We start from the raw sequence: 7,491 nt of genomic DNA on the forward strand, positions 1-7,491 counted from the left end.
CCACCAGCCTCGACCGGAACTCCTTCCCCCCGGCCCCCTACGTCCATGCCTACAACGCAGACGGCAAGGAGATCTACAACCAGAAGACGCAGCCCCGGCGCGACTCCTGAGCTTGTGGTTTAACGTGCCTCCAACGACTCGACTGGGCGGACGGAAGTCCTGATCTCCTCAGAGGGCCTCTTCGGTCCAAACGCCCTTCGGGTGTTCATCGACTGGAAGCCACAGGCTGGGCTGGGCGCGGCACCCTGGGCTGGCCTGGTCATCCGAGGAGCAGCGGTGTTCCCGGTCGGGCCAGACCAGCTGGACAACCGGGACGGGGCTTCGCCGGTAGAAGCCGACGGCGGTGCCGAACAGGGGAAGGTGCCAACTGGCATCCACTGGATGGAGCCTGAGCTCGTAGCCCTCGATGACATCGGAAATCAGTGCGCCGGACTCCGTTGATGCACCGTCTCGCAGACGGGCGGCAGCAGCGCCGACCCAGTGCATCAGCCCGTGCACCTCCAGGCCGAACATGGCGACCTCCGGAATCCGGTAGGAGTGCCACAGACCGACGGTGAAGGCCCAGTCCGGCACGTCCGCTCCGCCACCCACGCCAACCACGTGCCAGCCGTGCTCGCGGACGTGCGCCATCTCCGAAGACCAGTGCTTTGTCCGCTGTCGGCGCGCGGAGGGTCGCGGAGGCCGCGGGATCACAGAGCACGCAGGGGCACGAAGAAGTCGAGATCAGGTTGAGCACCCCGGTATCCAAGCAGATCAGGGCCAGGTGGTCCTGCTGAGCTTGTGATTCATCCGGTGCGGCGTGGTTTGGTGCCGATCTTGTGGTGGGTCGGTCTGCGGTAGGGCTCGCCGGTGGCCAGGATCAGTCCCGCGTCGTAGCGGTTGGCTGGGCGTCGGTTCTTCGAGCCGGGTGGGCGTCCGGGGCCGGGGTGGGAGGGTCTTCGGCACTGCTGTCGGCGTCGGTGCCTTCGCGTGCAGGTGTCGGAACCCGCGGCGGACCCGGGCGGGGGTGAGCTTGTTCGGTTCGGCCGGCTTCTCCCACGGGCGTCGCAGGTCGGTGGCCAGGGGGCGGGCGAGGCGGAGTTGGGTGTGGGCGGCCACGATCAGCCAGGTCCAGCGGTCCGCCGCTTCGGCCTCTCGCAGCCTCGGGGCGGTCCAGCCGAGTGTCTGCTTGACCATCCGGAAGAAGTGCTCGATGTCGAACCGCCGAAGGAAGGTCTGCCAGGCCAGGTCTGTGTCCGCCGAGGCAGCTGTCGGCCGTGACCACCACAGCCACAAGGGCTTGGGGTCACCGCCGCTGGGCAGGTGATCGACCTGGAGGCGGATCACGGTGCCCTTGATGACCGGCAGCTTGCCGGGGTGGTCCCGCCAGGCCGCGCGCTGCTGCAGCTCGGGGTGGAGCCGGTCCCCACTCTTGGCGTGGGCGGTGCCGTAGCGGGCGGTCTCGGACTTCGTCTCCGCGTCCGGGCACCCCAGGTCCTGGCGTCCTTGCGGAAACGATGGCGCGAGTTCCTCGGCCTGCTCAAAGCCCTGCGCGCCCGCTGGCCCGGGGAGAAGCTGTACGTCGTGCTGGACAACTTCTCCCCGCACAAGCACCCCAACGTGCGGGCCTGGACGGCAGCGAACGAGGTCGAACTGGTCTTCCTGCCCACCTACGGCTCATGGCTGAACTGGATCGAGGCCGAGTTCGCCGCGCTCCGCTACTTCGCCCTCAACGGCACCGACCACCGCTGCCACGGCGAGCAGAACGCCGCCATCAACGCCTACATCCGCTGGCACAACGCCCGCGCCGAACCGAAGACCAACTTCGCCCCGGACTCGCCCATCCGCACCTGGACCGATTACCCGGCCAAAGCTGCGTGACAAGCCACTAGCTCGCCCCGGAGCCCGACGACTACCTTCTCGCTCCACCGGTAGCCGCCGCCCCTGTGGCGCCCTGGCCGACCAACGCCCCTCCGCCTCCGCCGCACCCGCCGACAGTCCACCTGCCAGGCTACGGCGAAGTCCCGGAACGGCTGCGCCCCGGCCACCAAGGTTGAACACCGGAGCGCAGCATCGGCTGGAGCTGTACCCGGGCCTGCTTCAACGGCCCGGGTACAGCTCCAGCTGCGGTCAGACCCAGGTGTAGTTCTTGTCGGTGACCGGCTCCAGCTCGAACGCCGGCAGCGGCGCGTGCGGTGAGGGCAGCTGGGCGAGGACCTTTCCGATCGGCGGGAACAGCGGCAGGTCGCCGACCTTGCGGTAGTCGATCCACTCGATGTTGCCGACCTCGTGGCTGCCGTCGGGCAGCTCGTCGAACTCCTGGGTCGCCAGGGTGGCGCGGACCTCCGGGGTGACGTGGGTGCGGTAGATGAGGTGGATCTTGCGGGGCGGCGCGGTGGGCCCGGGCCGGGTGACCCGGGCGTCCGCCATCGCGACCAGCTCCAGGCCGTCGACCTGGTCGGGCGCGAGCCCGAGTTCCTCCTGCAGCTCCCGCACGGCGGCGGCGCCGAAGTCCTCGCCGGCGCCGACGTTGCCGCCGATGGTGGTGTAGTGCGTCGAGTCGGTGCGGTCCCGGCGCAGCAGCGCGACGTCGTCGCCGCAGAAGACGAGGCCGGTGACTCGGACCTTGATCCTGCTGAACGGCTTCTCGGTCGTCGCTTCGGTGGTGCTCATGGGTGTGGATCTCCTCGGTGGTGGACGTGGCCGGGCCGGCTGTGCCCGGTGGTGCCTCCCGGCCCAACGTCCGGGAGGGGCAAGGGGTTTGGCGTCGCTTTCTAGAGTGCCCCGGGGAAGCCGTGGAGGGTGCGGGCTTCACTCTGCGGGACGTGTTCCATCTCGACGCCGGTGAGGGGGATGCGCCGCAGGCGGCAGCCGGTGGAGCGTATGACGGGTGAGAGGTGGCAAGGGTCCATCTCCTCGACCATCAGCGTCGGGTGTGCGGTGCGGGTGTTCTTGCCTCCGGTGATGGCCAGCGGCAGGTGCCCGTCGGAGAAGGGCATCGGGGTGATCCGCCAGATCGGACCGCGGTCGCTGGACACGCTGGCCTGCCCGAAGCCGCGCTCCTCGCGCAGGGTCATCGGCTCGCCGTTGGTGCCCGTCAGGCCCCGGAACAGTGCCTGGGCGCGGCCCTGGTTGACGATCTGTCCGGTGTCGATCGTGAACTCGCGGGAGAAGAACGTGCTCGCGGGGTAGCCGGCCTTGAGAAGGGCGCGGGCGTAGACGCTCACCTGGGGGAGGATCTGCTCGCGCAGGTGAGCGGCGGCCAGGCGGTCGACGGGGTCCAGGGCCATGGCCTGCTGGCGCAGGGCGGTGAGGACGCCGTCGATGTCGGCCGGGGTCGAGGTCAGGAATTTCTGACGTCGGTCGATCCGGCGGGCGGTCTTGTACGCCAGCAGCGTGTTGAGGAAGTGCCGGGTGGTGTCGGTGTACCCGCTGGCCTTGTGCCGGTCGGTGGCCGGGTAGAGGTTGAGGGCGGTGAAGCGGCTGTCGGGGTGGAAGTCCGGGTCGGCGGCCCAGTAGTCGCCGTCCGCGTTGCGCAGGCGGTGCAGCCGGACGGGGATGGCCCGGTGCTGGATGGGCAGGACTCCGTCCAGCGCGTCACGGACGGTCTGCGTCGTGGGCTCGGCGGCGTCGGCCGTCACGTGCAGGTAGAGGCGGCCCTGCTCGGAGAGCACCGGCTGGGCGCGTTCGTCCAGGCGCACGATCTCGGTGTAGGGCGGCTCGTCCGCGCCGGGCTGGGCGGCGATGAGAAGGTGGGGGCCGCAGGCGAGGATGTGGTGGCCGTCGACGTGGATGTCAGTGAGTTCGCCGAGGCCAACGAGCGGGGCGAAGCGCAGTTCGACGGCGGCGGTGGCCGCGCCGTGGCCGAGGTGGTCGAACAGCGGGCGGTAGGTCCGCAGGACGTGGGCGAGGTCGTCAGTGTAGCGGTCGCGGCTGGTGCCGGGTGACTTGCCGACGTAGCCGGTGGCGTACGGGGTGAGCGAGATGCGGATGCCGTCGAAGACGTCCTTGAAGTCGTCGGCCAGGCGCTGGTGCATCGCGGCCAGGTGGCCAGCGCCCTCGGACCAGCCGACGGTGGAGACGCGGATCTTCATGCCGAGGACGTCGCGGGCGAGCCGGGCGTAGGTGTCCAGGTAGGGGTAGGACGCGATGTCGTTGTCGAGGTAGGGGAACAGCACGCCGGGGCGGTGGGCTCGCCCGCCGCCGATCCGTACGCCCCGCTGGGTGGCCTCCTCGGCGAGGGCGTGGAAGAGGTCGCCGAGGCCGTGCTCGGTGAGCTGCCAGATGTCGCTGCCGGCGGCCTGGCTGCACATCGCGCACCGGTTGACGCAGCCGACGGCGGGCGGCAGGTACTGGAGGTGGGTGAGCGCCTCGGTCGGCAGGGTCCTCAGCTGGTCCCGCAGCCGGGGCGTGGTCTGGGTGGTCATGGTCTCGCTCCTCAGGGGATGGGGAGGTCGGTGGGGATCAGGTGCTGGTCGAGGGCCCTCAGCAGCGCGCGTCCGACGGGCGAGAGCCGGTGGGGTCCGGCGAACGGGCCGCCGCCGCACGGCGTGACGGCCTCGGCGGTGCCGAGTTCCGCGCCCGGCAGGCACACCACGCCCGGCTCGGGAAGGTTGGCCAGCAGCACCTCCCCGGTGGCGGCCTCGGCAGGGTGGGTACCGGGGCCGGCCCAGCGCAGCCGGCCGCCGTGGACGCGGTAGCGGCCGGGGCGGGCCAGGCCCTGGTCCAGAACGACGGGCGTCTGGCCCCGGTGGCGGAGCTTCAGGTAGTAGGGGCCCGGCGCCGTCGAAACGGCGGCCCGCACGGTGGCGGCGTTGAAGTCGTCCGGGTCGGGCAGCCAGTCGACCCGGCCGCCGAGCAAGGTGGTCAGGTGCGCGAGGACGAACGGCGGCAGGCCGCGCAGCTGCTGGTTGACCGCCGAGACTTCGGTGGTGCCCTGGTTGCGGCAGTTGATCTCGTTGAGGAACACCCGGCCGTCGTCGGTGAGGATCGCGTCCAGACCGAACAGTCCGGACATGCCGTGGCGGCGCCAGGCCCAGCGGGCGATGCGCTCGGCCGCGTCCACGACGGCGGCCGCGGCCGGTTCAAGCCAGGGGATGGACCAGCAGTTTCCCGCGCTCTTGCCGGGGCCGATCCCGGCCTCCGGCACCCCGACGGCCTTGTGGGAGGGCCGGTCGACGTAGACCCGCAGCCGACCGCGGTAGTCCGGCACGGACAGCACGGTGATGTTCGAGGACCAGCCGGGGGTGAACGCGGTGACCCGGTACGGGCCCGGCATCCGCGCCGCTCGGGCCAGGTCGGGCTCGTCGTCCACGAAGACCGTGCCCCGGCCGCCGGAGTCGGCGCCGCACTGCACCACCAGCCGCACGACCCCGACCCGGCGACGGAGCTCCGCCAGGCCCGGCAGCGGGCCGTCGACCCGTACCCCGGGCAGCTGGAGGGCGGTGGGCACCCGGGCGTCGAGCAGGAGCTCGCCGAAGTAGGCCTTGTCCTCGATCCGGGCGCGCAGATCGTGGTCGATCGCCGCGACCACACCGCGCGGCCCGGCCCAGGACCGCAGGAGATCGGTGCCGTACCAGGCGGAGATGACCACGGGTCGCTCCAGTGCGGCGATCGCCGATCGGGCGAGCCGGTCGAGGCCGGCCGTCCAGTCGCGCCGCTGGGCGACGCCGCGCACCCGGGTGCCGCTCTCGGCGGCGAGCACCCGCAGCGGCGCGGCCTCGGGCCAGGGCCGGTAGCAGCCGATCGCCAGCGTCGGGCGGGCCACCTCCAGAGGGAACGGGCCCGAGTAGGTCGTCCGGCCGGCGGTGGTGAACCGCTCGACGCTCACGAGGACGCTGCGGCCCAGCGCGGTGGTGAGGCCGCGGGCGGCCTCACCCCACACTCCGGCGTCCACGGCGGTGGGCGCACCGGTCACGCGGTCCTCCCGGCCGCCATCGCGGAGTTCTCCTCGACGGGTGCCGTCCGGGGTGCCGGGACGGTGAACGCCAGCCCGGCCTTGGCCAGGACGTGCTTGGCGATCTCCTCGGGCCGCTGTTCGGCGGTGTCGAAGACCAGCAGCCGGTTCCCGTGGCGGTGGGCCATGCCGTGCAGCAGCGCCGCGTTGAACCGCGCCGCGAAGGCCTCGTCCTCGACGCTTCGGCGGTCGGCGGAGTCCACCTCCTCCCGGCCCTCCATCCGCGTGCGGCGGACCTCGGGGGATGCGTGCAGGTAGACGGCGACGTCGAACGGGGCGAAGAAGCGTGCCCCCCAGAGGCTGAGTGCGGCGGTGAGGTAGGGGCCGCCGGCCATGCCGAACGCGACGGTCCTGTCCGCGTAGCCGTCCTGGATGAGGACCGCGCCGTCGGTGCGGGGCGGGTCGACGCGTACCAGCGCGGCGTCCAGGGCGTACCCGCAGACCAGGAAGGCGGCGGTGATGGCGCTGGACTCGGCCTGGCGGACGAGCGGGAGCCGCTTGAGCAGCGGTTCGATCGGGTGGTGCTCGGCGAGCATGCCGCGGTGGCGTACCGCCGGGATGCCGCAGCCATCGAGCAGGGAGACCAGGGTCTGGACCGTGGTCGTCTTGCCGGACATGTCGAGCCCGTCCACGAGGATGTGCACGACTGCCTCCTTCACCGTCGAAAGGACGGCGCCTGATGTGGCGTCACCCACTAGCCTGGCGTGACGGCTTGGTCGCTTGTAGTGAGAGATCGCCGCCCGCTCAGGGCGAAACCACCGCCCCTGCGAGGGCGGTTCGAACAGCCGGCGGCAAGGCATATCCGGGGAGCAGAGCGACGCCGCGCCAGGGAGCGGGCAGCGCTGACAAGGGGAGGTCACCATGACCGTCACCAGCACCACGGCGCCGGACGGCGCGCACACCGCGGCCTGCGGGCGCCGGATCAGAGAGCGGACGCTCGGTCAGGCCAACAGCCCGGAGCCGGTACCGCACGACCTGGTCGAGCTGATCGCCAAGGAGATCGAGGCGCACTGCGGCCACCGCCCGCTCAAGGCCTTCCGGATGGCGACGGGCTGGACCGTCACCGAGGCGGTCCAGGCGGCGCACGACCTGGTCGAGAGGGAGAACCTGCGCAAGATCGGGCTCACCGAACGCTCCTGGAAGGACTGGGAGGCGGGCAAGGCACCGAGCGCCGAGTACCAGGACCTGCTGTGCCGCCTCCTGCACACGGGCCCGGTCCGACTCGGGCTGGCCGCCGACTACACGCCCGCGCCGACCTGTGCCGGCAGCCCGGACGGTGCGACACTCCCAGCAGGACCCGCCGACGCGGGAGCGGGGCTGGAGGAGGTGGCGGCCACGAAACGGCGAACCGCGCTCATGCTCACCGGGCTCGCCCTCGCGGCGCCCGCCACCGCCGCCCAAGTCCTCGACCAGGCCGCCGCCGAGGCGCTGGAGTTCACGCGCCAGGCCGAGGCCAGCTCACTAGTAGGGCTTGGTCAGGTTTGTGCGGTAGTGGCGTGTCTGTTGGTGGGTTGTGTCGTTGGTGGTGTGTGACACCTGAGGAGATGGCCGGGGTC

Annotated in this window: 7 protein-coding genes and 1 pseudogene; 2 read left to right on the plus strand and 6 right to left on the minus strand. The window is 71.6% G+C overall.

The genetic code is table 11. The annotated features are described in order from the left end of the window. Positions 1 to 168: 168 nt before the first annotated feature. Entirely contained in the window at positions 169 to 630 is a 462-nt protein-coding gene (locus AC07AL_RS38295; RefSeq protein ID WP_478319550.1) for a DUF4262 domain-containing protein, read from the minus strand. 155 nt (positions 631 to 785) lie between these two features. After that, positions 786 to 1,470 (minus strand): annotated as a pseudogene (locus AC07AL_RS38300) (NF041680 family putative transposase); the annotation flags it as partial. Positions 1,471 to 1,485: 15 nt separating this feature from the next. Here AC07AL_RS38300 and AC07AL_RS38305 point away from each other — a divergent pair. Beyond that, positions 1,486 to 1,860 (plus strand): transposase, encoded by a 375-nt coding sequence (locus AC07AL_RS38305; RefSeq protein ID WP_363589732.1) that lies wholly within the window; start codon positions 1,486 to 1,488, stop codon positions 1,858 to 1,860. Positions 1,861 to 2,109: 249 nt separating this feature from the next. Here AC07AL_RS38305 and AC07AL_RS38310 read toward each other — a convergent pair whose 3' ends face one another. The 4 genes from AC07AL_RS38310 to AC07AL_RS38325 all read right to left on the minus strand — a co-directional run bounded on the left by AC07AL_RS38310 (position 2,110) and on the right by AC07AL_RS38325 (position 6,579). After that, positions 2,110 to 2,652, minus strand: coding sequence for an NUDIX hydrolase (locus AC07AL_RS38310; RefSeq protein ID WP_363589568.1), 543 nt, complete (start codon positions 2,650 to 2,652; stop codon positions 2,110 to 2,112). Between the two features lie 101 nt (positions 2,653 to 2,753). Continuing rightward, positions 2,754 to 4,406 carry a hypothetical protein gene (locus tag AC07AL_RS38315; protein ID WP_478319551.1) on the minus strand — a complete coding sequence of 551 codons (1,653 nt, stop codon included), beginning with the start codon at positions 4,404 to 4,406 and terminating at the stop codon, positions 2,754 to 2,756. A gap of 11 nt (positions 4,407 to 4,417) precedes the next feature. Then, a complete protein-coding gene (locus AC07AL_RS38320; RefSeq protein ID WP_363589565.1) occupies positions 4,418 to 5,896 on the minus strand; it encodes a hypothetical protein in 1,479 nt (492 codons plus the stop codon). Next, complete coding sequence (locus tag AC07AL_RS38325; protein ID WP_478319552.1) at positions 5,893 to 6,579, minus strand: dTMP kinase; 687 nt, start codon at positions 6,577 to 6,579, stop codon at positions 5,893 to 5,895. Before AC07AL_RS38325 ends, AC07AL_RS38320 begins: the two co-directional genes overlap by 4 nt. A 217-nt stretch (positions 6,580 to 6,796) precedes the next feature. On the opposite strand from AC07AL_RS38325, the gene AC07AL_RS38330 reads away from it, so the two are divergent. After that, positions 6,797 to 7,468: a hypothetical protein gene (locus AC07AL_RS38330; protein ID WP_478319553.1), complete on the plus strand. Its 672-nt coding sequence runs from the start codon at positions 6,797 to 6,799 to the stop codon at positions 7,466 to 7,468. The last annotated feature ends 23 nt before the right edge of the window (positions 7,469 to 7,491 follow it).

The sequence above is a fragment of the Kitasatospora sp. NPDC043949 genome, from assembly GCF_056435365.1.